The sequence below is a fragment of the Microbacterium sp. SORGH_AS_0454 genome, from assembly GCF_031453395.1.
Classification (GTDB): Bacteria; Actinomycetota; Actinomycetes; order Actinomycetales; family Microbacteriaceae; genus Microbacterium.
On record NZ_JAVIYS010000001.1, the window covers coordinates 2,159,490 to 2,181,711 of the forward strand.

General features: G+C 70.0%; 22 protein-coding genes, 1 tRNA gene and 2 pseudogenes. 15 read left to right on the forward strand and 10 right to left on the reverse strand.

Annotated elements, in window-relative coordinates; translation table 11 throughout:
* Nucleotides 1-100 precede the first annotated feature (100 nt).
* The 7 genes from paaA (at nt 101) to QE454_RS10280 (ending at nt 5,447) form a co-directional block, all read left to right on the forward strand.
* On the forward strand, nt 101-1,060 hold the full coding sequence (gene paaA, locus QE454_RS10250) for a 1,2-phenylacetyl-CoA epoxidase subunit PaaA (RefSeq protein ID WP_307317778.1): 960 nt from the start codon (nt 101-103) through the stop codon (nt 1,058-1,060).
* The gene (paaB, locus tag QE454_RS10255) at nt 1,060-1,365 is read left to right on the forward strand and encodes a 1,2-phenylacetyl-CoA epoxidase subunit PaaB (RefSeq protein WP_210073867.1); all 306 of its coding nucleotides are present in this window, start codon (nt 1,060-1,062) and stop codon (nt 1,363-1,365) included. Before paaA ends, paaB begins: the two co-directional genes overlap by 1 nt.
* Nucleotides 1,362-2,195, forward strand: a complete 834-nt coding sequence (paaC, locus tag QE454_RS10260; protein ID WP_210073869.1) for a 1,2-phenylacetyl-CoA epoxidase subunit PaaC — start codon at nt 1,362-1,364, stop codon at nt 2,193-2,195. Before paaB ends, paaC begins: the two co-directional genes overlap by 4 nt.
* Nucleotides 2,192-2,674: a 1,2-phenylacetyl-CoA epoxidase subunit PaaD gene (gene paaD / locus QE454_RS10265; RefSeq protein WP_267787577.1), complete on the forward strand. Its 483-nt coding sequence runs from the start codon at nt 2,192-2,194 to the stop codon at nt 2,672-2,674. The genes paaC and paaD overlap by 4 nt, the downstream gene beginning before the upstream one ends.
* On the forward strand, nt 2,674-3,798 hold the full coding sequence (gene paaE / locus QE454_RS10270) for a 1,2-phenylacetyl-CoA epoxidase subunit PaaE (RefSeq protein ID WP_307455640.1): 1,125 nt from the start codon (nt 2,674-2,676) through the stop codon (nt 3,796-3,798). The genes paaD and paaE overlap by 1 nt, the downstream gene beginning before the upstream one ends.
* Nucleotides 3,799-3,803: 5 nt before the next feature.
* Nucleotides 3,804-4,574, forward strand: a complete 771-nt coding sequence (locus tag QE454_RS10275) for an enoyl-CoA hydratase/isomerase family protein (RefSeq protein WP_307455638.1) — start codon at nt 3,804-3,806, stop codon at nt 4,572-4,574.
* A gap of 135 nt (nt 4,575-4,709) precedes the next feature.
* Complete coding sequence (locus QE454_RS10280; protein ID WP_307455636.1) at nt 4,710-5,447, forward strand: hypothetical protein; 738 nt, start codon at nt 4,710-4,712, stop codon at nt 5,445-5,447.
* 175 nt (nt 5,448-5,622) lie between these two features.
* Here QE454_RS10280 and QE454_RS10285 read toward each other — a convergent pair whose 3' ends face one another.
* Both QE454_RS10285 and QE454_RS10290 read right to left on the reverse strand, forming a co-directional pair.
* On the reverse strand, nt 5,623-5,907 hold the full coding sequence (locus QE454_RS10285; RefSeq protein WP_103206273.1) for a Fe-S cluster assembly protein HesB: 285 nt from the start codon (nt 5,905-5,907) through the stop codon (nt 5,623-5,625).
* Between the two features lie 115 nt (nt 5,908-6,022).
* A complete protein-coding gene (locus QE454_RS10290; protein WP_307317767.1) occupies nt 6,023-6,874 on the reverse strand; it encodes a LuxR C-terminal-related transcriptional regulator in 852 nt (283 codons plus the stop codon).
* A gap of 189 nt (nt 6,875-7,063) precedes the next feature.
* Here QE454_RS10290 and QE454_RS10295 point away from each other — a divergent pair, with 189 nt between their 5' ends.
* Together QE454_RS10295 and QE454_RS10300 are read left to right on the forward strand one after the other, a co-directional pair.
* Entirely contained in the window at nt 7,064-7,369 is a 306-nt protein-coding gene (locus tag QE454_RS10295) for a DUF485 domain-containing protein (RefSeq protein WP_309668791.1), read from the forward strand.
* Nucleotides 7,366-8,982 (forward strand): cation acetate symporter, encoded by a 1,617-nt coding sequence (locus QE454_RS10300; RefSeq protein WP_307455633.1) that lies wholly within the window; start codon nt 7,366-7,368, stop codon nt 8,980-8,982. The genes QE454_RS10295 and QE454_RS10300 overlap by 4 nt, the downstream gene beginning before the upstream one ends.
* A 71-nt stretch (nt 8,983-9,053) precedes the next feature.
* Here QE454_RS10300 and QE454_RS10305 read toward each other — a convergent pair whose 3' ends face one another.
* On the reverse strand, nt 9,054-9,587 hold the full coding sequence (locus tag QE454_RS10305) for a methylated-DNA--[protein]-cysteine S-methyltransferase (protein ID WP_307455629.1): 534 nt from the start codon (nt 9,585-9,587) through the stop codon (nt 9,054-9,056).
* Between the two features lie 202 nt (nt 9,588-9,789).
* On the opposite strand from QE454_RS10305, the gene QE454_RS10310 reads away from it, so the two are divergent.
* Both QE454_RS10310 and QE454_RS10315 read left to right on the forward strand, forming a co-directional pair.
* The gene (locus QE454_RS10310; protein ID WP_307455628.1) at nt 9,790-13,494 is read left to right on the forward strand and encodes an AAA family ATPase; all 3,705 of its coding nucleotides are present in this window, start codon (nt 9,790-9,792) and stop codon (nt 13,492-13,494) included.
* Nucleotides 13,495-13,501: 7 nt separating this feature from the next.
* Nucleotides 13,502-13,738, forward strand: coding sequence for a hypothetical protein (locus tag QE454_RS10315; protein ID WP_210073889.1), 237 nt, complete (start codon nt 13,502-13,504; stop codon nt 13,736-13,738).
* Between the two features lie 82 nt (nt 13,739-13,820).
* Here the strand turns inward: QE454_RS10315 and mscL are convergent, their stop codons facing one another.
* The 3 genes from mscL to QE454_RS10330 are packed head-to-tail and all read right to left on the reverse strand — an operon-like array spanning nt 13,821 to nt 15,158.
* Nucleotides 13,821-14,240: a large conductance mechanosensitive channel protein MscL gene (gene mscL / locus QE454_RS10320; protein WP_210073891.1), complete on the reverse strand. Its 420-nt coding sequence runs from the start codon at nt 14,238-14,240 to the stop codon at nt 13,821-13,823.
* A gap of 34 nt (nt 14,241-14,274) precedes the next feature.
* On the reverse strand, nt 14,275-14,544 hold the full coding sequence (locus QE454_RS10325; protein WP_210073893.1) for an FmdB family zinc ribbon protein: 270 nt from the start codon (nt 14,542-14,544) through the stop codon (nt 14,275-14,277).
* 17 nt (nt 14,545-14,561) lie between these two features.
* Nucleotides 14,562-15,158, reverse strand: coding sequence for a 5-formyltetrahydrofolate cyclo-ligase (locus QE454_RS10330; protein ID WP_307455627.1), 597 nt, complete (start codon nt 15,156-15,158; stop codon nt 14,562-14,564).
* 62 nt (nt 15,159-15,220) lie between these two features.
* Here QE454_RS10330 and galU point away from each other — a divergent pair.
* The 4 genes and pseudogenes from galU (at nt 15,221) to QE454_RS10350 (ending at nt 18,152) form a co-directional block, all read left to right on the forward strand.
* Nucleotides 15,221-16,115, forward strand: a pseudogene (galU, locus tag QE454_RS10335) (UTP--glucose-1-phosphate uridylyltransferase GalU).
* Nucleotides 16,116-16,129: 14 nt separating this feature from the next.
* Nucleotides 16,130-16,753, forward strand: coding sequence for a GNAT family N-acetyltransferase (locus QE454_RS10340; protein WP_210073898.1), 624 nt, complete (start codon nt 16,130-16,132; stop codon nt 16,751-16,753).
* 608 nt (nt 16,754-17,361) lie between these two features.
* Nucleotides 17,362-17,916 (forward strand): hypothetical protein, encoded by a 555-nt coding sequence (locus tag QE454_RS10345; protein ID WP_309668628.1) that lies wholly within the window; start codon nt 17,362-17,364, stop codon nt 17,914-17,916.
* A gap of 160 nt (nt 17,917-18,076) precedes the next feature.
* Nucleotides 18,077-18,152: transfer RNA gene (locus tag QE454_RS10350), tRNA-Ala, on the forward strand.
* A 139-nt stretch (nt 18,153-18,291) separates the two neighbouring features.
* Here QE454_RS10350 and QE454_RS17300 read toward each other — a convergent pair.
* The 4 genes and pseudogenes from QE454_RS17300 to QE454_RS10365 all read right to left on the reverse strand — a co-directional run.
* Nucleotides 18,292-18,552 (reverse strand): annotated as a pseudogene (locus tag QE454_RS17300) (VOC family protein); the annotation flags it as partial.
* Between the two features lie 2 nt (nt 18,553-18,554).
* Nucleotides 18,555-18,995 (reverse strand): VOC family protein, encoded by a 441-nt coding sequence (locus QE454_RS10355; protein WP_210073902.1) that lies wholly within the window; start codon nt 18,993-18,995, stop codon nt 18,555-18,557.
* 759 nt (nt 18,996-19,754) lie between these two features.
* Nucleotides 19,755-21,341 (reverse strand): hypothetical protein, encoded by a 1,587-nt coding sequence (locus QE454_RS10360; RefSeq protein WP_307455625.1) that lies wholly within the window; start codon nt 21,339-21,341, stop codon nt 19,755-19,757.
* Complete coding sequence (locus QE454_RS10365) at nt 21,323-22,066, reverse strand: ABC transporter ATP-binding protein (protein WP_307461105.1); 744 nt, start codon at nt 22,064-22,066, stop codon at nt 21,323-21,325. The genes QE454_RS10360 and QE454_RS10365 overlap by 19 nt, the downstream gene beginning before the upstream one ends.
* Nucleotides 22,067-22,222 lie beyond the last annotated feature (156 nt).

The following is a 22,222-nucleotide window of genomic DNA, read 5'->3' on the forward strand; positions in this document are numbered from 1 at the left end:
TGGCGCCGCCGAGATCGGGGTTCGGGGTCACGCCCGTTGCGGTCCTCGACCCCCTCGGCTACAGTTTTACTGAACGATCGGTCTGTAAAAGGAGTCGACGATGACGATGACCGCACCCCCCACGGATGCTCTGGACGGCGAGGCGATGTTCGACGCCCTCATCGAGGCCGACGGCCGGATCGAACCGAGGGACTGGATGCCGGACGGCTACCGTCGCACGCTCATCCGGCAGATCTCGCAGCACGCGCACTCCGAGATCATCGGGATGCAGCCGGAGGGGGCGTGGATCACCCGCGCCCCGAGCCTCAAGCGCAAGTCGATCCTGCTCGCGAAAGTGCAGGACGAGGCGGGGCACGGCCTCTACCTCTACTCCGCCGCGCAGACCCTCGGCATCACGCGCGACGAGATGACGCAGCAGCTCGTCGACGGCAAGGCGCGCTACTCCTCCATCTTCAACTACCCGACCCCGACCTGGGCGGACATGGGAGCGATCGGCTGGCTCGTCGACGGCGCCGCGATCTGCAACCAGGTGCCCCTGTGCCGCGCCTCGTACGGTCCGTACGGCCGCGCCATGGTGCGCATCTGCAAGGAGGAGTCGTTCCACCAGCGCCAGGGGTTCGAGATCCTGCTCACCCTCATGCAGGGCACCGACGAGCAGCGTCGGATGGCGCAGGATGCCGTCGACCGCTGGTACTGGCCGAGCCTGATGATGTTCGGGCCCCCGGACGACGATTCGCCCAACTCGGCGCAGTCGATGGCGTGGAACATCAAGCGGTTCAGCAACGACGTCCTGCGCCAGCGGTTCGTGTCGATGCTGGTGCCGCAGGCGGCGGTGCTGGGTGTGACCCTGCCCGACCCCGAGCTGCGGTTCAACGACGAGACGGGCGAGTACGACATGGGCGAGATCGACTGGACCGAATTCCACGAGGTGCTCGCGGGCCGCGGCCCCCTCAACACGATGCGTCGCCAGCACCGACGCGATGCCCACGAAGAGGGCGCGTGGGTGCGCGAGGCGGCCGCGGTGTACGCGGCGAAGAAGAACGCGAAGGCGGCCGCCTGATGGCCACCCCCGGCGGGAACCCCGCCGAGACCTGGCCGCTCTGGGAGGTCTTCGTGCGCGCGAACCGCGGCCTCAGCCACGTGCACGTCGGCTCGCTCCACGCACCCGATGCAGAACTCGCCGTCCGCAACGCCCGCGACCTGTACACCCGTCGCGGTGAGGGGGTGTCGGTCTGGGTCGTGCCCTCGGATGCCGTGACCACCAGCGACCCCGGAGCCAAGGGCGCGTTCTTCGAGTCGCCGGCCGGGAAGAACTACCGGCACGCGGTGTACTACACCGCGTCCGAGGGGGTGCCGCACCTGTGAGCACTTCGACCGATGCCGACCCGCACGGCGACGTCGCCCTCGACGCCCGCGAGCTCTCCGCCGAGTTCGCCGGGGGAGAGGCCCGCGCCACCGAACCCGACGTGGCGGCGTACGCCCTGAGCCTCGGCGACGATGCGCTGATCCTCGCGCAGAATCTCTGCGGGTGGGTCGCCCGGGCCCCCGAGCTCGAAGAAGACGTGGCCCTCGGCAACATCGCCCTCGACCTGCTCGGTCACGCGCGTTCGCTCCTGCGCTACGCGGGATCGTACGACGGTCGCAGCGAAGACGATCTCGCCTATTGGCGCGACGAGTCGGAGTTCCGTAGCGCCTGGCTGTTCGAGCTCCCCAACGGCGACTTCGCGCACACGATCGCCCGCCAGCTGTTGGCATCCACCTATCTTCTCGAGCTGTACCGAGAGCTCGCGGCATCCGCGGATCCTGTTCTCGCCGCCGTCGCGGCGAAGGCCGAGAAAGAGGTCGACTACCACCGCGACCACGCCGTGCAGTGGACGCTGCGCCTGGCCGGGGGCACCGAGGAGTCTCGGCGCCGGTTCCTCGTCGGCCTCGACGACGCGTGGCCGTACCTCGACGAGCTGTTCCGCGACCAGCCCGTGCACGACCGCCTCGACGGCGTCGCCGTGCGCCCCTCGACCCTGCGCGCTCGTGTCGACGACGTCCTCGCCGCCGTGCTGGCGGAAGAGGACGTTCCCGTGCCGAGTGTCCCCGGTTCCTCCGCCGGCGGTCGCCGCGGCCTCCACCATCCCGCGTTCGGTCCGCTCCTCGCCGAGATGCAGGTGCTCGCTCGCCGCCACCCGGGAGCGACGTGGTGACCGCGACCCTCGAGCACGCCCGCGAGGTGGTCGCCGCCGTCGTCGATCCCGAGGTGCCGGTGCTGACGATCGACGACCTCGGCGTGCTCCGCGACGTGCGTCTCGACGGCGGCACCGTCACCGTCACGATCACGCCGACCTACTCGGGCTGCCCCGCGGTCGACGCGATCCGCGACGACATCGTGCTTGCCCTCACCTCGGCCGGCTTCGACCGCGCTGTCGTGCAGACGACTCTGAGCCCCGCATGGACGACCGACTGGATGAGCGACGCGGGAAAGCGCAAGCTCACCGAGTACGGCATCGCCCCGCCCACCGGGCGCGCGCCGGCCGGACCCATCCGGCTCACGCTCAGCGTCGCCTGTCCCCGTTGCGGCTCGCTCGACACGCGGGAAGTCTCGCGCTTCGGCTCCACCTCGTGCAAAGCGCTGTGGGAATGCCGAGCCTGCCTCGAACCCTTCGACCACTTCAAGGCCCTCTGATGACGATGACGGATGCCGAGACCCCGGCCGCCGCGCGCACCCGCGCACGCTTTCACACCTTGCGTGTCGCGGACGTGCGGCCCCTCACCCCCACGGCGATCGAGGTGACCTTCGCCGTCCCCGCTGAGCTCGCCGCGGCGTTCGACTACGCCCCCGGGCAGTACGTGGCGCTGCGCGCCGTCGTCGACGGAGAGGAACTGCGCCGTTCGTACTCGATCTGCCGGCCGCCGGCGCACGGGAGCGTCAGCGTCGGTATCAAGCGCGACCCCGACGGGCGCTTCTCGACCTGGGCGCACGAGCGCCTGCGCCCCGGCGACGAGATCGAGGTCATGAGCCCGTCGGGCACCTTCGTCTCGAAGGCGTCGACCTCGACGGGGCACGTGGTCGCGATCGCCGCCGGCTCCGGAATCACCCCGATCATGGCGCTCGCGGCCAGCGTGCTCGAGCGTTCCGCCGACGTGCGCATGACGATCGTGTACGCCAACCGGTCCTCGACCGACGTCATGTTCATCGACGAGCTCGCCGACCTCAAAGACCGCTACCCCTCGCGTCTCACGCTGCATCACGTGCTCTCGCGCGAGCAGCGCGCGGCGCCCGTGTTCTCGGGGCGGATCGACCAGGAGCGGCTGCGCCTGATCCTGTCGCGACTGATCGACCCGGCATCCGTCGACGAGTGGTTCCTGTGCGGACCCTTCGCACTCGTCGAACTCTGCCGCGACACGCTCGCCGAGGTCGGTGTCGCGCGCGAGCGCGTGCGATTCGAGCTGTTCACCACGGGAGACGCAGACGCCCCCGCCCAGACCGGCGGAGCTCGCCCCGTGCGGGTCCGCGACGACGAGCCGGTGCGCTCGATCGACTTCACCCTCGACGGCCAGTCGGCCCGTGTCGACAGCCCCGTCGCGGCGAACGAGACGATCCTGGCCGCGGCCCTGCGAGTGCGCCCCGACGTGCCCTTCGCCTGCGCCGGCGGGGTGTGCGGCACCTGCCGCGCGCGGGTGATCGAGGGTGCGGTCACGATGACCGAGAACTACGCGCTCGAGCCCGACGAGATCGAGCGCGGCTACGTCCTCACCTGCCAATCGCACCCGACCTCCGACGTCGTCCGCGTCGACTACGACGGCTGAGCGCGATGATCGACTACCGCTTCGACGCCGGTGTGGCCGAGATCGTCCTGAACGCCCCGGCCCGTCGCAACGCTCTGGGCCTCGACGACCTGCGCGCGCTCGGCGAGGCCTACAACCGAGCCGAGGTCGACGGCGCCCGCGCCCTGCTGCTGCGCGGCGAGGGTCCGTCGTTCTGCGCCGGGCGCGACATCTCGGGGGTCGACCCCCGCACCGACGACGTCGCGGGCTACCTCGATGACACGCTGGCGCCCCTGCTGCGGCGCATGGCGGCCTTTCCCGCGCCGACGTTCGCCGCCGCCCACGGGGCGTGCCTGGGTGTGGGCCTGGGGCTTCTCATCGCCACCGACGTGGTCTACGTCGCCGAGGACGCCAAGATCGGCTCGCCCTTCGCCGCCCTCGGCGCGACCCTCGACTCCGGCGGTCACGCGCTGTTCGTGGAGCGCCTCGGCGCCCACGTCACCCTCGATCTCATCTACACGGGCCGGCTGATGACGGGGGCCGAGGCCGTTCGTGCCGGACTCTTCTCTCGCGCCTTCCCGGTGGGGGAGATCCAGGATGCCGCGACCTCCGCGGCCCGAGGGGCCGCTGCCGGTCCCACGCAGGCGTTCCGCGCGAGCAAGCGCATCGTCGGCGCGATTCGTGACGAGCGCCTGGGCCTGTGGGAGGCGATGGCGCTCGAGAACCGTGCCCAGGCCGCGCTCGCGACCACCGAGGATTACCGCGAGGGCTTCGCCGCGTTCCAGGCGAAGCGTCCGCCGGAGTTCACGGGTCGATGACGGGTTCGACGATGGGCTGAGCGCCGTCGAGCGCCGGCGTGAAGCGCACGCGGGGGAGCGACGCGATCCCGATGGCCGCGGCAACATGGCCGAGACTCCGGCCGATCCTGACTCAGACCCTGATTGAATCGACGCATGCCGAGCAGCAGCGACGACGACGACGAGCTCGAGGCCCTGCGTCGTCGGGCCTACGCTCCCGGAGCAGACATCTCCTCGGACCCCGCCGCTCTGCGGCGCCTCATCGAACTCGAGAGCCGCGACAGCTCCGACGACGTCGCTCCCGTGCTGTCGGACGTCGAGGAGGAGCCGGTGGAATCGCTCGGGGGCGAGGAGCCGCATGCGGCCCACCCGTCGCGTCGGAGGTTTCGGATGCCGCGCCTACGGCGTTCCACGACGATCCTGCTGACCGCGGCGGCCCTGGTCGTCGCGTGCGCCGGGACCGCGCTCGTGCTGGTGCAGCGCGTGCAGGCCGACCCCCTGCAGGTGGGGGCGACGCAGATCGCCCGACTCGTGCCCGATGCGGACTTCCGACCGCCGAGTTCTTTCACGCAGGGAGTCTCGAGCGCTGTGACGTCGTATGCGGAGTTCCAGGGGTTCCGCGTCGCCGTCTATGCCTCGTTCGACACCGGCGAGGGCGCGTCGCAGTGCATGACGGTCTGGCAACCCGCGTTGCTGCAGGAGCTGGGGAACGGCACGTCGTACAACGGTCGGTACATGCTTCCCTCGTGCGGGGCGGGCGTGTTCCCGCCGACCGCGACGATGCTGCTCAGCGACGGCACCCCCGAGCTCCGCAACACCGATCTGCCCGCCGGCACCGCGCTGCAGTTCGTGTATGACGCGGCGAACGACGAGGTCGTGGTCTTCGAGGGCTGAGGCCGCGGCATCCGCTCCGCTCCCCTCGCGAGAGGGCATCTCGCTGGCGAGTCGGTGGCACACTGACGCCGGAATGCCCGCGAGATGCCGTCTCGAGCGCCGGTGCCGCACGAAGCCCGCGCACACGACGATGCCCCGGCATGAGGCCGGGGCATCGATCGCTCGCGTACGCGCGTCAGGCGGCGCTGGTGACGGCGAACTGCACCGACCCCTGCGGGTCGATCTGCGCGTCGAGCACGCGGTCGTCGAGCACGGCCGCAGCATCGCTGTCGAGGAAGACGCGCGCTCCGGCGTTCTCGACGACGGCGTCGTCCGGCTGGGGGCCGTCGACGACCGACAGCGCGAACTGCGACTCGGGGGAGCCCGCACCTTCGATGCGGACGCCGCCCTGGGCGGCATCCGGGAACTGGGCGGTGATGGTCTTCACGGCGGTCGTGGCCTCTTCGGTGAGCGTCAGCATGGTGACTCTCCTTCTCTGATCGACGACAGGAATCAGCCACGATGCCGAGAATCCCGCTCGTCCTCAAGCTCACGCGACCATTGCCAGGGTTTTCCCACCGGCCTCTTCGGGCGGCTCAGGGGAGGAGCCCGGCGCGCCGCGCGCGGGTCACTGCAGCATGCCGAGTCGAGGCATCGAGCTTCGCCATCGCCGAGGCCAGGTACGACTTGACGGTGGTCTCCCGCAAGTGCAGCGACGCGGCGATCTCCCCGTTCGTCGACCCCACCGCGGCACAGGCGAGCACGTCGATCTCTCGCCTGGACAGGTGGATGTCGGGGTCGGATGCCGTCTCACCGGCGTCCCCGGTCAGGGCGGCGAGACGCGCCTCGACGTCCTCGAGTCGGCGCCGTACCTCGTCGTCGTTGACCGTCGCCGCGATGCTGCGCAGCTGGGCATAGCTCTCGCGGATCTCTTCGCGGGCGCCGGCTCCGAGACCGCCCTCGGGCCCGGGTGTCGAGGCGAGGCGCCGGTCGACCTCGGCGCGCACCCGCAGCTCGGTGCCGAGCTCGCCGGCCACATCGAACGCGGGGCGCGCCTCGACGTCGCCGACCGGCGATTGCGCCCACGACCCGCAGTAGAGGACGCCGCGCGCAGCCCCGCTGACGAGCACGGGAACCGCGAACAGGGTCGCGATCCCTTCGCCCAGGATGGCGCGGTCGTAATCGTGGGTGATGGAGCGTGAGGTGCGGTAGTCGAGGGTCATGCGCGGGCGCCGCTCGACGAGCGCGCGACCGCCGAGTCCGCGCGATGCGTGCACGACGAGCCCTTCGATGCTGCGCGTGCGCGCGCCGACGATGGTGGTGACGTGGACGGCGCCGTCGTGCTCCAGGCCGCCGAAAGCGACGGGAAAATGCGTGCGACGGGCGAGCTCGGTGACGGCGTGCGACACGAGCGTCGCATCGTCTCGAAGTGTGGAGGGTGCAGTCACGCACTACCTACTTCCGGGGGTGACGGCTTCGTCGCCGCGTTTCGTAGCGTCGACCCTATCACCGGGGAAGCAGCGGCCGACCCGGACTTTTCCGCCGTTCGGCGCAGCGTTGCGCCGTACTCATGAGGCAAGGAGGCCACATGACGGACCGTCGCATCGACGAAGCCCACCAGGCGCGGCGTCGACTACATCGCGGTCGAGGAATCCGCCCCGTTCCGGGAGTTGAAGAAGCGCCAGCGCAGCTTCGTCTTCCCGCTCGCGGTGGCGTTCCTCGTCTGGTACTTCGTCTACGTTCTGCTGTCGTCGTTCGCGCCGGAGTTCATGGCGCAGCCGGTGTCGGGCGCCATCACCGTGGGGCTCGTGCTGGGCCTCGCGCAGTTCGTCACCACGTTCGCCATCACCATGGGCTACGTGGCCTACGCCAACCGGCGCCTCGACCCGGGCGCCGAGGCGCTGCGCGTCGAGCTCGAGCGCGCGGACGGGGGCCGTTCATGAACGACATCCTCGCGAGCGTCGAGGCGGCCGTGCAGACCGTCGAGAACAATCCCGTGCTGAACATCTCGATCTTCGGCGCCTTCGTGGCCGTGACGCTGTTCATCGTCATCCGGGCCAGTCGCAACAGCAAGACGGCGGCCGACTATTACGCGGCGGGCCGCTCGTTCACCGGTCCGCAGAACGGCTTCGCGATCGCCGGCGATTACCTTTCGGCGGCTTCGTTCCTCGGGATCGTCGGGGCCATCGCGATCAACGGCTACGACGGCTTCCTGTACTCGATCGGGTTCCTCGTCGCGTGGCTGGTCGCGCTTCTGCTGGTCGCCGAGCTCATGCGCAACACCGGCAAGTTCACGATGGCCGACGTGCTGTCGTTCCGCCTCAAGGAGCGGCCGGTCCGGATGGCAGCGGCCATCACCACGCTCGCGGTCTGCTTCTTCTACCTCCTCGCGCAGATGGCCGGAGCCGGTGGCCTCGTGTCGCTGTTGCTGGGCATCACGGAGCGCGTCGGTCAGTCGATCGTCGTCGCCGTGGTCGGCATCCTGATGATCGTCTACGTCCTGATCGGCGGCATGAAGGGAACCACCTGGGTGCAGATCGTCAAGGCGTTCCTGCTCATCGGCGGCGCGATCGTGATGACGGTCTGGGTGCTCGCGATCAACGGCTTCAACCTGAACACGCTGCTCGAGAGCGCCGTCGCGGCCTCTCCCAAGGGCGATGCGATCCTGGCGCCGGGCCTGCAATACGGCAAGAACCCGTGGGACTTCATCTCGCTCGCCCTCGCCCTCGTGCTGGGTACCGCGGGTCTTCCCCACGTGCTGATGCGCTTCTACACGGTGCCGACGGCCAAAGAGGCGCGTCGCTCGGTCGTGTGGGCCATCTGGTTGATCGGGCTGTTCTACATCCTCACCCTGGTACTCGGCTACGGCGCCGGCGCGATGGTCGGAGCCGAGACGATCCTCGGCGCCCCCGGCGGGGTGAACGCCGCAGCTCCGCTGCTCGCCCTGGTTCTCGGCGGACCGCTGCTTCTCGGCTTCATCTCGGCGGTGGCGTTCGCGACGATCCTCGCTGTGGTGGCGGGTCTCACGATCACCGCTGCCGCCTCGTTCGCTCACGACATCTACGCGAACGTCGTGAAGAAGGGGAACGTGCCCCCGGACGGCGAGGTCAAGGTCGCGCGGCGCACGGTCATCGTGATCGGTGTGCTCGCGATCCTCGGCGGCATCGGCGTGCAGGGGCAGAACGTCGCGTTCCTCGTCGCCCTGGCCTTCGCCGTGGCGGCGTCGGCCAACCTGCCGACGATCCTCTTCTCGCTGTTCTGGCGCCGCTTCACCACTCGCGGGGCGGTCTGGAGCATGTACGGCGGTCTCGGTTCGGCTCTCGTGCTGATCTTCCTCTCGCCGGTGTTCTGGGGAACCCCCACGAGCGTGTTCGCCGATACGGGTATGGCGATCTGGCCGCTGAACAACCCCGGAATCGTGTCGATCCCGCTCGGGTTCTTCCTCGGCTGGCTCGGTTCGGTCACCTCCCGGACGCCGGAAGACCCGCGTAAAGCCGCGGAGATGGACGTCCGCTCCCTCACGGGCTACGGCGCCGAGAAGGCGTCGAGCCACTGACCGACCGATGCCCGGTCTCGCTGCGGCGGGGCCGGGCATCGTCGTGCCCGGGCGTCGACGTCCACTCGGGCTCAGGTCGAGGTGAGCAGCGTCTCGGCGAGCATCGCGTCGCTCTCGAGCGAGAGCAGGTACTCCTTGACCTCGGGGTGTCCGCCGTACTCGCCGATCGAGCCATCCGCCCGCACGACGCGGTGCACCGGCACGACGATCGAGAAGGGCGTCGAGGCGCAGGCCGTTCCCACCGCCCGTGCCGCCCGCGGGGCTCCGGCCATCATCGACACCTCCCCGTACGACGCCACCTCCCCGTAGGGGATCTGCCGGGTCGCTTCGAGCGCCGCACGGGTGAAGCCGCGCACGAAGCGCCAGTCGAGGGTGACGTCGAACGCCCGCCGCGCGCCGTCGAAGTACTCGTCGAGCTGCGCGACCAGCCCCCGGCCGACCGAGGCATCGGGCTCGGGCACGATCCCCAGGCGCTGCGCGATCTCTGCGCGCGCGATGTCGAGACCGTCGTGGGCGACGTGAAGCCGCACGAGGGCGTCATCGACGAAGGTCAGCAGGATCGGCCCGACGGGGCTGTCGTATGCGGTGCTGGTGACTCTGTTCATGCGCCCATCCTCGTGACCGTGCCGCGGCCGTGCTGACGGATCGAACGCGAAGGGGGAGGATGCCGCGAAGTCTCGCCCTGGGGAGGAAGAGCCGATGACGCGGCGTGTCGCTGATTCCCGCGAAACTCGGGCCCGCTGCGCACGATCCCGCACTGCCCGGCTTAGTCTGACAGGTGTGTGGCGAGCTGAGGACGGTGCCGTGATGGGCACTGACGGAGACGAGACGGCGTCGTCCGTCGATCCCGGCGAGCTGCGATTGTCGGAACCCGGCATCGTGGTTCGCCACGTGGCCGACCCCGAACGCGATCGCATCCGCGCCGAGGCGGCGGCCCTGGGCGGGCGCTCGACCCTGTTGCGTTTCGACGATGCGCGCGACGCGGGCATCGACATCACCAAGGCCCACCCGGGTTCGCTCCCGCAGTTCATCACGGGCCGAGCGACCATGCTCTCCAATCTCTTCCGCGACGAGGTGGCTCTGCGCACCGCGCGCATGGCCGCCGAGCGCATCACGGCCAAGAACGTCGAGCTCCGCACCGCCCGCGGCCTCGAGCCCGTGCACCTCGCCGTGGGTCTTTCGGCGTGGAAGATCGGGGGAGTGGAATGGTCCGCCCCCGTGCTCCTCCGCCCGCTGGCGATCCGCCGCCACCACGGTGACTTCGAGCTGAAGCTGCACGGCGCGTTCGTGATGAACCCCGAGCTCGCCCGCGCGTTCCGCACCCACCTCGGCATCCAGATCGACTCCGCCGCCCTCGCGGGCCTCGCCTACGACCAGGGCGTGTTCAAACCGCAGCCGGTCATCGATCACATCCGTCGCCTCACCTCGCACGTGCCGACGTTCGTCGTGCACCCGCGCCTGGTGATCTCGTCGTTCGCCGACGTCGGCTCTGGCATGGCCCGCGACACCCACGACCTCGATCACACGCTGCTGAACGCGCTCGCCGGCCACCCCGACGATCGCGCGCGCATCACGGTCCGCCGCGACGACCCGCAGGTGGTCAGCCCCGACGAGCGCACCCCCGCCGCCGACACCCTCCTCCTCGATGCGGATGCCGAGCAGGAGCGGGTCCTCGCGCGCATCGCCGCCGGTCACTCGCTCGCCGTGCACACGCTCCCGGGAACCGGTGGCACGCAGACGGTCATCAACGCGATCGGTCAGCTCGTCCACGACAACAAGCGCGTGCTGGTCGTGAGTGCTCGTCGGTCGACGCTCGACGGCATCCGTCACCGTCTCGCCGGGGTCGGGCTCACCGGGCTGGCCGTCTCGCCGAACCACGTTCGCCGCGACCTCATTCGCGCGATCGGCCGCAACGAGAAGGCCGAGCAGCCCAAGGTCGCCGAGATCGACGACGCGCTCGTGCGCCTGCGTACGGTCCTGCGCGACTATCGCTCCGCCGTGACCGAGCCGCATCTGGCCCTGGGCGTCTCGGCGCTCGACATCCTCCGCGCGCTCACGTCGTTGGCATCCACCTCTCCGGCTCCCTCGACCGAGGCCCGTTTCGATCTGGCGACCCTCGAGCGTCTGGCCGGGCGACGGGATGCCGCGGCCCGGGCCCTCGCGATGGCGGCACGCCTCGGCGAGTTCCGCTTCGGCCCCGACGACTCGCCCTGGTACGGCGTCAGCTTCTCGCGCACCGAAGACGCCCGCGCGGCGCACGACCTCGCCGGCAAGCTCCACACCAGCGATGTGCCGCGCCTGCTCGAGCGCGGCTACGAGCTCATCGCGCAGACGCGCATGCGACCGTTCCAGACGGTGTCGGAGCTCGGGTCGTATCTGAAGCTTCTGCAGGGCATCCGCGAGTCCCTCGACCGTTTCAGCCCGAGTGTCTTCGAGCGCCCCCTCGGCGAGCTGATCGACGCGCACTCGCCGCGCCGCGACGCGTCCGCGATGAGCGGTCCGAACCGTCGCCGGCTCAAGCGTCTGTCGAAGGAGTACGTGCGCCCGGGCGTCCACGTGCCCGACATGTACGAGGCGCTCGTGCGCATCCAGCAGCAGCGCACCGAGTGGCAGCGCGTGGTCGACGCCGGCGTGACCCCCGAGGTGCCTCTCGGACTCGCCGATGTGAACGTCGCGTGGCAGCGCACCGATGCCCTGCTCGGAGAACTCGACCGGATCCTCGGCCGCCAGGGCTCGGAACGCCTGGCCACCCTCCCCGTGCAGCGTCTGGTGCGCACGCTCGCGGGCCTCGCGGCAGAATCCACCTTCTTCGACAACCTCGTCGAGCGCGCCCAACTGCGCTCCGAGCTCGCCCGTCTGGGCCTCGAGCAGCTGCTCGTCGAGCTCTCGGTGCGCCACGTCCCCGAAGAGCGCGTCGGCGCCGAGCTCGAGTTCGCCTGGTGGCAGTCGGCCCTCGAGCACCTGCTTCGCACCGACCGTGCCCTGCTCGGGGCCAACACGAGCGTCGTCGACCGTCTCGAGCGCGACTTCCGGCTCGTCGACGAGGCGCACGCCGCCGCGGCGGGGCCCCTCCTGGCCGCGCAGCTCGCGACGCAGTGGCGTATCGGCATCGTCGACCACGCCGACGAAGCGGCCGCCCTCAAACGCGTTCTGAAAGACGGCCTGCACACGGCGCAGGAGATGTCGGATGCCGCGCCCACCCTGCTGCGCACGCTCGCGCCGGTGTGGCTCGCGTCGCCGTACGAGGTCCCCGACGTTCCGACCGACCTGGCGTTCGACGTCGTGATCATCGCGGATGCCGCGGCCCTGTGCCTCGCGGAGGCGGCCCCGGCGCTGCGCCGCGCTCGCCAGGTCGTGCTGTTCGGCGACCCCGTGGTGCAGAAGCCCACCCCCTTCCGGGTCAGTGCCTCGATCATCGGCGCGCCCGACGAGGCCGACGAAGTGCCCTTCGACGGCACCTCGGTCTTCGAGCGCATCGCGGAGCTCCTGCCCGTCGAGACCCTCACGCGCAGCTACCGCGCCGGCGGCGAGGACCTCTCGCAGCTGGTCAACGATGCCTTCTACGGCGGCGAGATCGTCTCCCTCCCGTGGGCAGGGTCGTACCTCGGTCGCGGCAGCCTCAGCGTCGACTACGTCGAGGGCGGCGTCGGCGCCCCCGACCCCGTCAGCGGCGCCGTCGAGAGCCCCGATGCCGAGGTCGCCCGCGTGGTCACCCTCGTGGTCGAGCACGCCGTCAACCGCGCCTCCGAGTCGCTCATGGTCGTCACCGCAAGCCGCAAGCATGCCGAGCGCGTGCGCGCCTCGGTCGTGGCGGCACTGGCCGGCCGGTCCGACGTCGCGGAGTTCATCTCCCGGGATGCCGCGGAGCCCTTCGCCGTCCTGACCCTCGAAGAGTCGGTGGCCGAGAGCCGGGACCGCGTGGTGTTCTCGCTCGGCTTCGGTCTCACGCGCCACGGTCGCGTCCTGAGTGACTTCGGCGACCTGTCGACGCCCGACGGCGAGCGGCTGCTCACCGTCGGTATGACGCGCGCACGGCGCTCGATGGTGATCGTGTCGTCCATTCGTCCCTCGGCGTTCGACGACGGCCGTCTCGAGCACGGTGCCGCCACCCTGATGGGAATCCTCGGCAACGTGGCGTCGCGGAGCCGCGAGATGCGGCTCGAAGACCTCGCCGACCCGCTGACCCGCGCCCTGGCGCGCGAGCTTCGACGCCTCGGCGTCGAGGTCGACGTCGACTACCGCGGTCTGCTCCCCATCGTCGCCCGATACCAGGGCAAGGCCGTCGTCGCCGAGAGCGACCCCGAGACCATCGGCGAATCGCTCCGCGAGACGCTTCGCCTCCGCCCGCAGATCCTCCGTCGTCTCGGGTGGCACTACGTGCGGGTGCACGCTTTCGATCTCTACAGCGACCCTGCGGGCGTGGCCTCGCGGATCGGGGAGCTGCTCGGCATCGCGCCCGACGACGCGGCCGCTCCCGACGCGACCACCGAGTCGCTCGATCTCCCTGACTGAGAAGCCGATGAGCGAGACGCCCGAGAGCACCGGGTCAGACGCCGCGGGCGCTCCCGATCCGCGTACGGAGCGGCAGCCGGTCGTTCGCGTGCGCGGCGCTCGTCGCGCGCGTCTGCTCGCCGCCCCGGGTACGACCGCGGAGCCCGCACCCGCGGACGACCCGGCGCGTGGCACGGGCGCTCGGCCGACGGCATCCGGGCCCAACGACGAGCGCATGATGCGCGACGTCCCCCCGCACTACTGACCCGCAGGGCGTACACGAAACGGCGCCCGGTCCGGGACGTGGTCCCGGCGCGGGCGCCGTTTCGCGTGATCCGTCGGTCGGCTCAGAGCTTGTTCTGTCGCTCCAGCAGGTCGCGGATCTGCACGAGCAGTTCCTGCTCGGTCGGCAGCTTGGGCTCGTCCGAGGCGGGCTCGTTCACTCCCGCGCGGGCGGCGGCGATGGCCTTCCACCGGTTCATGGGGTAGACGAACACGAGGTACACCACGAGCGCGACGGCGAAGAAGCTGATGATCGCCGACAACAGGGTGGGCAGGGGGAAGACCACTTCCTGGCCGTAGATGCCGGTGATCGTGGGCCCGATCTCGCCGTTCTCGGCGGGCTTGTAGAACACCGAGATCAGCGGCGTGATCACCGCGGCGACGATGGCATTCACGACCGCGGTGAACGCGGCTCCGATGACCACCGCGACGGCGAGGTCGATGACATTCCCGCGGAGAATGAACTCCTTGAATCCCTTGATCATGCGCTGGTTCCTCTCAGGCCGCGCCGACTCGGGCTCAAGAGGCCGAGGGCGAGGCGGACGACGTCGATTCCGACTTCGATGATGTCGAAGAAGTGGAGGAGCCGCCACCGCTTGCGCCCGAGGACGAGCTGCGCGAGTCGGTGCGGTAGAAGCCCGACCCGTTGAAGGTCACACCGATCGACCCGTACTGCTTGCGCACCTCGCCGCCGCATTCGGGGCACTCGGTGAGAGCGGCATCCGAAAACGACTGCTGGGCGTCGAAACGATGGCCGCACTGCTTGCAGGCATAGGAATAGGTGGGCATGAGCGTCCTTCGGGTGTTCAGGAGGTGTGGGCGGCGAGCGGCAGGGTGCGCGTGGGGGTGACCACGCCCGTGACGGGCTGGTCGTGCACGTCGCGCGGCACGTCGTCGATGAGCTCGTTGTCGAAGATGACCGCGTAGACGGGCGGGCACTTCTCCATCGAGCCGAGGGTCTTGTCGAAGTAGCCGCGGCCCCATCCGAGGCGCATGCCGTGATGATCGACGGCGGCCGCGGGGATGATCAGCAGGTCGACGTCGTTGACCGCGATGGGCCCCAGCACGTCGCCGACCGGCTCGGGAACACCGAACAGCCCCTCGGTGATCTCGGTGTCGGCCGTGGCGACGCTCCAGTCGAGCAGGCCGTCCTCGCGGGTGATCGGAAGAAGCACCCGGATGCCGCGATCCACGGCCGCGCGCACGAAGGCGTGGGTGCCGGGTTCGGTGGGTGTCGACAGGAAACACGAGATGCTGCGGGCTCCGAGACGCGCGACGAGGGCGTCGAGTTGCTCTGTGACGCCGGCCTCGGCCACCTCGCGGGCATGCGCGGAGATGGTCTGGCGGCGTTCGCGCAGATCGGCGCGGAGTGCGCGCTTGGCCTGCTCGATACGATCCGGCATGCGATAAGTCTAGGGGCGGGCGCGTTGCCGCCGGTGGCGCGGGACCCCGCTAGGGTATGCCCATGCCTCACAAGCCCTTCAAGGCCGTCATCCCGGCCGCCGGACTCGGTACGCGCTTCCTGCCCGCCACGAAGGCGATGCCCAAAGAGATGCTGCCCGTCGTCGACAAGCCGGCCATCCAGTACGTCGTCGAAGAGGCGACCGGTGCCGGTATCCAAGACGTGCTGATCATCATCGGCCGCAACAAGAACAACATCGCGAACCACTTCGACTCCATGCCCGAGCTCGAAGCGAAGCTGCGCGAGAAGGGCGACGACGACAAGCTCGCCAAGGTCGAGCACTCGTCCGACCTCGCCGACATCCACATGGTCCGTCAGGGTGAGCCCAAGGGCCTCGGTCACGCGGTGCTGCGCGCCCGTAGCCACGTGGGCGATCACCCCTTCGCCGTCCTTCTCGGCGATGACCTCATCGACGAGCGCGACCCGCTGCTCACCAAGATGATGGAGGAGTACGACAAGCGCGGCGGTGCCACCGTCATCGCGCTCATGGAGGTCGACCCCGCGCACATCCACCTCTACGGTGTGGCCGCTGTCGAGGCGACCGACGAAGAAGACGTCGTCAAGGTCACCCAGCTCGTCGAGAAGCCCAAGGCCGAAGACGCCCCCTCGAACCTCGCGATCATCGGTCGCTACGTGCTCGGTCCCGACGTGTTCGACATCCTCGAGCGCACCGAGCCCGGCAAGGGCGGCGAGATCCAGCTGACCGATGCCCTCGAAGAGCTCGCGACCGGTGGTGGCGACGGTGGCGGCGTCTACGGCGTCGTGTTCCGCGGCCGCCGTTACGACACCGGTGACCGCGTCGATTACATCAAGGCGATCGTGCAGCTCGCGGGCCGACCGCGACGACCTCGGCCCCGCCCTCCGCCCCTGGTTCAAGGAGTTCGCGCAGGGTCTCTGACCCGGCAGGATGCCATGGATCTGTCCGTCCCTCGGCGGCACGGCGACGTGTCGATCCGTCTCATCCGCAACCGCGACGCGCGAGTCCTTCAGCAGCAGCTGATCGACAACCGCTCGTGGCTGAAGCGGTGGGAGGCCACCAGTCCCGACGGCCCCGTGTCGTTCGACATGCGCCTCGGCATCCGCCGTCTTCTGCAGCAGTACCGTGACGGCGTCGGCGTCCCCTTCGTGATGGCGTGGGACGACGACGTCGCCGGGCAGCTGAACGTGTGGGGTGTCTCGCGCGGGTCACTCGCCTCGGCGACGATCGGGTACTGGGTGGCAGAGGAGTTCGCCGGTCGCAACATCACCACGATCGGCGTGGCGATGGCGACCGACGTGTGTTTCACCGAGCTGAACCTGCATCGCGTCGAGATCTGCATCCGGCCCGAGAACCACGCCAGTCTGCGCGTCGTCGAGAAGCTCGGCTTCCGGTACGAGGGCCTGCGGCGCAAGTACATCCACATCGACGGCGATTGGCGTGATCACTACGCCTTCGCCCTGGTGCGCGAAGAGGTTCCGTACGGGGTGCTCGACCGGTTCGTGCGAGGACAGGTGCCGCCCGACGCGGCCCGCGTTCCGCCGGCCGACCGGATCTGAGCGACCCGGCTACGGTCTTTCTCGCTCCATCGGTGAAAGTCTCGCCACGACACGCCGGGGGATGCCGAGGTGTGATCTCTCGGTGACCTACCTTTATGGCATGGGTGGGCAGGTTCTCAGCGGCGGCGTGATCTTCTTCGTCGCGGTCGCGCTCTGGCTCGTGTACCTGCTTCCGTCGTGGCAGAGCCGTCATCGCTTCACCTCCGCCGAACGCAACGCCGTGCGCCTCAACCAGGCCCTCCGCGTGCTCGCCGAGACGGCCGAGACGCCGCGCGAGGTACGGCTCGAGCTGACGGCACGTACCGCTCACCAGCAGCAGAAGCTCGCCCGCCAGATCCAGGCCCAGAAGGCGCAGATCGAATTGGCCGCGGCGAAAGCACGGCTCGAGGTCGCTCGCGTCGAGAGCGCCCGCGATCGCGACGTCGTGAAGGAACAGCGCGCCGCCGCGGTCGATCTTGCTCGTGCGGAGCGCGCCGCCGCCGTCGAGGTCGCTCGGGCCGAACGCGCCGCCGCGCTGGAGAAGACCCGCGCCGAGCGTGCCGCCGCCGTCGAGCGCGCACACGCGGAGCGTGCCGCAGCCGTGGCCCGACCCGAGGCACGTCGCGCGCGTGCCCGTCGTCGTTTCCGTCTCGGCGTCACCACGGTGGGCCTGGTCGGTCTCGCTGCTGCCCTGGTCGGTCTCGGGCCGGTCATCGCCGGGGGAGCACCCGCGCTTCTCCTCGCCGGGGTTGCTGTGGTTCTGGCATCCCTCATCGTTCTCCGCCGTATCTCGGTGGTCGCGGCGCGCACGGCTTCCGCCGGCTGTGGTTGCGACCGCGGTGAAGCGCACCGTCGCCGTCGAGGTGCAGGATGTGGCTCTCGTGCCCGAGCCGCGTCCGACCTGGACTCCGCGCGAGCTGCCGCGCCCCCTGGTGGCATCGGCCGGCTCTCGCGCAGCAGCCGTCGTCGACGAGCAGCTCGCTCGCGAGGCGTTGCGTGCCGCCGCTCGCGAAGAGGCCGCTCGCGAGCTCGCCGCCGAGCAGGCGCCCACCCCCATCGAGACGGCTCGTCCGGCCGCTGTCGCCCCCGCTCCGTCGCCGTATGCCGCGATGGGGTACGTGGACGACTCCGAGATCCAGGATCACGTGCAGCGGCTTCTGGCGCGTCGCGCGTCGGGGGAGTAACCGCCTCGCTGCGATCCCTGTGGGCCCCGTGCCTGGGGCTCGCCCTCTCCGGCTCTGGCGCCAATCCGTCGGCATACGTCTCGCGGTATACGACGGATGCCAGGTGCCCACCCCGCGTCAGGGTGGCCGCGTGCGACGTGATAGTGTTGTCGAGGTTTCCGGGCCTGTGGCGCAGTTGGTAGCGCGCCTCGTTCGCATCGAGGAGGTCAGGGGTTCGAATCCCCTCAGGTCCACCAGAACACCACGAGAAGGCCTCCGCCCAGCGGGGGCCTTCTTCGTTTTTCGAACGGGATCGTTCAGGAACCGAGCGCCCACGGGCGCGCCCGGAGAGCATCGAAGTCGCACCCCGCCGCCCATGTCCTGCACCGGTGACACCTCGAGGCCCTTCGCGGCGAGGTCGGCGCGAACGGCGTCCAGGTCGTCGACGGCCAGTTGCAGGTTCGACACCGGCGTCCCAGCCCCCATTCCGACGCCGAAGGAGATCGAACAGGCGGAGCCGGGCGGGGTGAGCTGGACGACACGCATGCCGTTTCCGGGGGAGACGTCGTGGTCGAGGACGAAGCCTACGACGTCGCGGTAGAACAAGATGGCTCTGTCAACGTCGGACACGGGCAGGGGGACTAGCTCGAGGCGCATGCTCACGAGCTCACGCTCCCGCTCTCGGCCCAGCCGCCGGGGGCAGCGATGTTGAACATCCAAGCCACACCCCACGGATCGGTCACCTCGCCGTAGAGGTCGCCCCACAGCTGCTTCTCGAGCGGCTGCACGACCTCGGAGCCCCGCTCGACGAAGCGGTCGTAGAAGCCGCGCACGCGATCGAGTTGGTCGCTCATGAACGCGGCGTGCACGCGGTTCGCGCCCCAGCCGCCGGCGGGCTCGCCGAAGGCGTCGGCTCCCATCACGGTGAAGCCGTCGGCACGCAATTCGGAGTGCATCACACCGTCGGCGGGGGCGTTGGCCATTCCGAAGTCGCCGAACGTGCTGATCTTGAGCTCGCCGCCGAAGACCGATTCGTAGAAGGTCATCGCCTCTCGGGCGGCTCCGGCGAACGAGATGTAGACGACGAGCGAGGTGGCCATGAGGCATCCTTCCGGCGGCGAGCGGTGGCCCTCACCTTAGACCCGTGCGTGGGGACCGCGATGGCACGCCCGCTGTGAGCACCGAACGAACCACGCCCCGACACGATGGCGCCCGACGCCGCCGCCTGCCATGCTCGAGACCATGAAGCCGTCCGCCAAGGTCATCGCCGGCCTCGTGTGCGGCGCGGTGGTCGTGGGATTGGCGGCGTTGACGGTGCCGGCCTTTGCGCCGCTGGGGACGGTCGCCACGGTGGCCGCGGGCCTCACGTCGTCGCTGGAAGTTACTCCGAGCGACGCGACGACGCCCACCACATCCGCCCCCGTCGATCTCTACGGACCCCCGGAGGGGTACGTCGACGTCGGCAACGGTACGTACATCCCCGGTGGAGGGTTCGGCGACTGCGCGGAATCCGCTTACATCCACATGGGCAGTCAGGACGGACAGGCCCCCACCGCGAGTCTGTCGGGAAAGCTCGTCGACACGGGCGTCCGTGAGTTCGCGGCGGGAACCCCCACGTTAACGGAAGATGGACGCATCGCTACGTACACCGTGGCCCCCGGTGACACCCCCCCGCGATCGGCGACCGGTTCTGCATCTGGAACGGTATGTCCCTCACCACTCTCAACGGCATCCCGGGCAGCACCGCCATCCAACCCGGCCAGGTGTTGGTGCTCGATCCTGCGGCGGTCCCGGGGTTCGTCTTCGACTACCCTTACGACGGCTGAGCCGACGCCGGGACCGGCACGCGGCATCCGGTTTCAGGCGCCCTTGAACGTCCGCAACTGCGCGAGCAGCCTCGGCGCGCTCGCGTCGAAGCGCGCGCCGCCCATGACCACGCCGCCCGCGAAGACGATCGCGCCCCAGACCAGTCCGACCGCGAGGGAGATCCATCCGGCGCCCGTCACTCCGAAGAAAACGGCCATCACGGCAGGGATGACAGCGGGCAGTGCCAGCACGGCGACGAGGGCCCAGCAGAGGAAGAACGCCAGGAACATCGTGAACGTCGAACCGGGCACCCGCTTGAAGGGCGAGTCACCCGGGGCGGGTGTGGGTACGACGAGCAGGGCCGAACTGACGGCGCTCACGCCGAGCCCCACGAGCGTGAGTCCCATCGAGCCGCCGATGACGGCGGGAAGGAGCTGCCATTTGTCGGCGATCGCCAGTGGCACCACGTCGGCGAGCAGCACGAGCGGCACGCTCACGGTCGCCGAGCCCAGCATGCGGCCGAGGCGATCGGCGCGCCCGCGGATGCCGGTCTGCAGCACCGTGGCGAAGGCGGTGCCGTCGTACGACACGTCGGTGTACGCCAGGATGCCGGCGAAGAATCCGACCAGCAGGCCCGAGGCCGCGAAGAACGGTCCGTCGAGGTCGCCGCGCGAATAGATGAGCACGAGGACGGGGGCGAAGGGGATCAGGAGCAGCTGCCGCAGGTAGCGGAAGTCGCGCGTCCACGAGGTGAGCGATCGCGCCCAGGTCGCCCCGACGGGGTTCGAGGGCATGACGCCGAACCACCCCAGCGATCCGGACCGGCGACGCGTGGTCGCGCGGGCGGGAGGACCGACGACGGATGCCGACAGGCTCCGCCGCCAGAGCCACCACAGCACCGCGAGGGTGACGACGGCGATCACGAGCTTCAGCACCCCCGTGATCCAGGCGCCCGCGGCGAGGTCTCCGGGCACGGCCCACGCGGCGGCGATCGGCGTCCACGACAGACCCGTGACGAGGGCCTGCAGCTGAACCCCCTGCTCGCTCGCCGAGACCAGAGCGCCGGTGATGCCGATGAAGATCGGGCTCGCGAAGATGACCAGGACGAAGCCGACGAGGCCGATGATCTCGCGGGTGCGGCGGCCGCCGCCGATGCCGGCGGCGAGGGCGGCCACCGCGCGCGAGGCGACGACGCAGATCACGACGCCGAGCGGAACGCACACGAGCGCGGCGACGGCCGCGACCGGGTACCGCGCCCACACGAGGAACACGGCGAGCGAACCGACCGCGGTCGTAATGCCCGGCACGCCCGTGAGCCCTCCGGCGGTGATCGCGACCATCATCTGCCGGGTCGTCATCGGGAAGGGTGCAAGCTTGGCGGGGTCGAGCGTCGTGTCGAGCCCCGCGGCGAAGATCGGGCCCACGACCCACCCGAGGGTCAGCAGCGCCCCCGCGACCGTGATCACGGACCGCGCGATGTCGAGGTCGAGCGTGCCGACGAAGAAGAGGCCGACGCCCGCGAGCAGCAGCATCCACAGCGCGCCGATCACTCCGAAGATGAAGCCGACCATCTGCATCGGGCTCCGCATCAGGGTGTTGCCCAGGACGCGGAACCGGATCCTCAGGACTGTCGCAACCACTGCGGCCCCTCCGCGTGGTGACGCCCGCCCACCAGTTCGACGAAGCGGTCCTGCAACGTCTGTGCGCCGCGGACCTCGTCGACGGTGCCGGATGCCAGCAATCGGCCCTGTGCGATGACCGCGACGTGGTCGCACATGCGCTGCACGAGGTCCATCGAGTGGCTCGAGACGATGACCGTGCCGCCCGAGGCGGTGTAGCCGCGGAGGATGTCCTCGATGTTTGCGGCTGAGACGGGGTCGACCGATTCGAACGGCTCGTCGAGGACGAGCAGTCGCGGGGCGTGCACGAGGGCGCAGGCGAGGGCGACCTTCTTGGTCATGCCCGCGGAGTAGTCGACGACGGGGGTGCCGGCCGCTTCCGTCAGATCCATGATGCGCAGCAGGTCGGCGGTGCGGGTGCCCACCTCGTCGCGTGAAAGCCCGAACATCATGCCCGTGTAGGTGACGAGCTGTTCGCCGGTGAGCCGGTCGAAGAGGCGCACGCCGTCGGCGAGGTTGCCGATGAGTCTCTTCGCCTCGACCGGGTGGGTCCAGACGTCCACTCCGTGGATGCCGGCGGTGCCGGCATCCGGTCTCAGAAGTCCGGTCGCCATCGACAGCGTCGTGGTCTTGCCCGCGCCGTTGGGACCGACCAGGCCGTAGAACGACCCGGTGGGGACGGTGAGGTCGAGACCGGCCACCGCGACCTTCTGCCCGAAGCGCTTCGCCAGACCGGCCAGCTGCATCGCCGGGAGAGAGTCGCTCGAGGCGGGCGGTGCGACCGCCTCGGGCAGAGCGGACGGCGGCGGGGTGTCACGAGGAATGTCGGTCACGTCCCGAACCTATCGGCGGGCGACCGGGCATTCCCAGCCCCGCCGCGGAACTCTTCGTTCTCAGTACCG

What these genes read in the sequence shown, in the direction of transcription:
- paaA (WP_307317778.1), top strand. Translation starts at nt 101, where the DNA reads ATGACGATGACCGCACCCCCCACGGATGCTCTGGACGGCGAGGCGATG.
- paaB (WP_210073867.1), top strand. Translation starts at nt 1,060, where the DNA reads ATGGCCACCCCCGGCGGGAACCCCGCCGAGACCTGGCCGCTCTGGGAG.
- paaE (WP_307455640.1), top strand. Translation starts at nt 2,674, where the DNA reads ATGACGATGACGGATGCCGAGACCCCGGCCGCCGCGCGCACCCGCGCA.
- QE454_RS10275 (WP_307455638.1), top strand. Translation starts at nt 3,804, where the DNA reads ATGATCGACTACCGCTTCGACGCCGGTGTGGCCGAGATCGTCCTGAAC.
- QE454_RS10280 (WP_307455636.1), top strand. Translation starts at nt 4,710, where the DNA reads ATGCCGAGCAGCAGCGACGACGACGACGAGCTCGAGGCCCTGCGTCGT.
- QE454_RS10285 (WP_103206273.1), bottom strand. Translation starts at nt 5,907, where the DNA reads ATGCTGACGCTCACCGAAGAGGCCACGACCGCCGTGAAGACCATCACC.
- QE454_RS10300 (WP_307455633.1), top strand. Translation starts at nt 7,366, where the DNA reads ATGAACGACATCCTCGCGAGCGTCGAGGCGGCCGTGCAGACCGTCGAG.
- QE454_RS10305 (WP_307455629.1), bottom strand. Translation starts at nt 9,587, where the DNA reads ATGAACAGAGTCACCAGCACCGCATACGACAGCCCCGTCGGGCCGATC.
- QE454_RS10310 (WP_307455628.1), top strand. Translation starts at nt 9,790, where the DNA reads ATGGGCACTGACGGAGACGAGACGGCGTCGTCCGTCGATCCCGGCGAG.
- QE454_RS10315 (WP_210073889.1), top strand. Translation starts at nt 13,502, where the DNA reads ATGAGCGAGACGCCCGAGAGCACCGGGTCAGACGCCGCGGGCGCTCCC.
- mscL (WP_210073891.1), bottom strand. Translation starts at nt 14,240, where the DNA reads ATGATCAAGGGATTCAAGGAGTTCATTCTCCGCGGGAATGTCATCGAC.
- QE454_RS10325 (WP_210073893.1), bottom strand. Translation starts at nt 14,544, where the DNA reads ATGCCCACCTATTCCTATGCCTGCAAGCAGTGCGGCCATCGTTTCGAC.
- QE454_RS10330 (WP_307455627.1), bottom strand. Translation starts at nt 15,158, where the DNA reads ATGCCGGATCGTATCGAGCAGGCCAAGCGCGCACTCCGCGCCGATCTG.
- QE454_RS10340 (WP_210073898.1), top strand. Translation starts at nt 16,130, where the DNA reads ATGGATCTGTCCGTCCCTCGGCGGCACGGCGACGTGTCGATCCGTCTC.
- QE454_RS10355 (WP_210073902.1), bottom strand. Translation starts at nt 18,995, where the DNA reads ATGGCCACCTCGCTCGTCGTCTACATCTCGTTCGCCGGAGCCGCCCGA.
- QE454_RS10365 (WP_307461105.1), bottom strand. Translation starts at nt 22,066, where the DNA reads ATGCAGCTGGCCGGTCTGGCGAAGCGCTTCGGGCAGAAGGTCGCGGTG.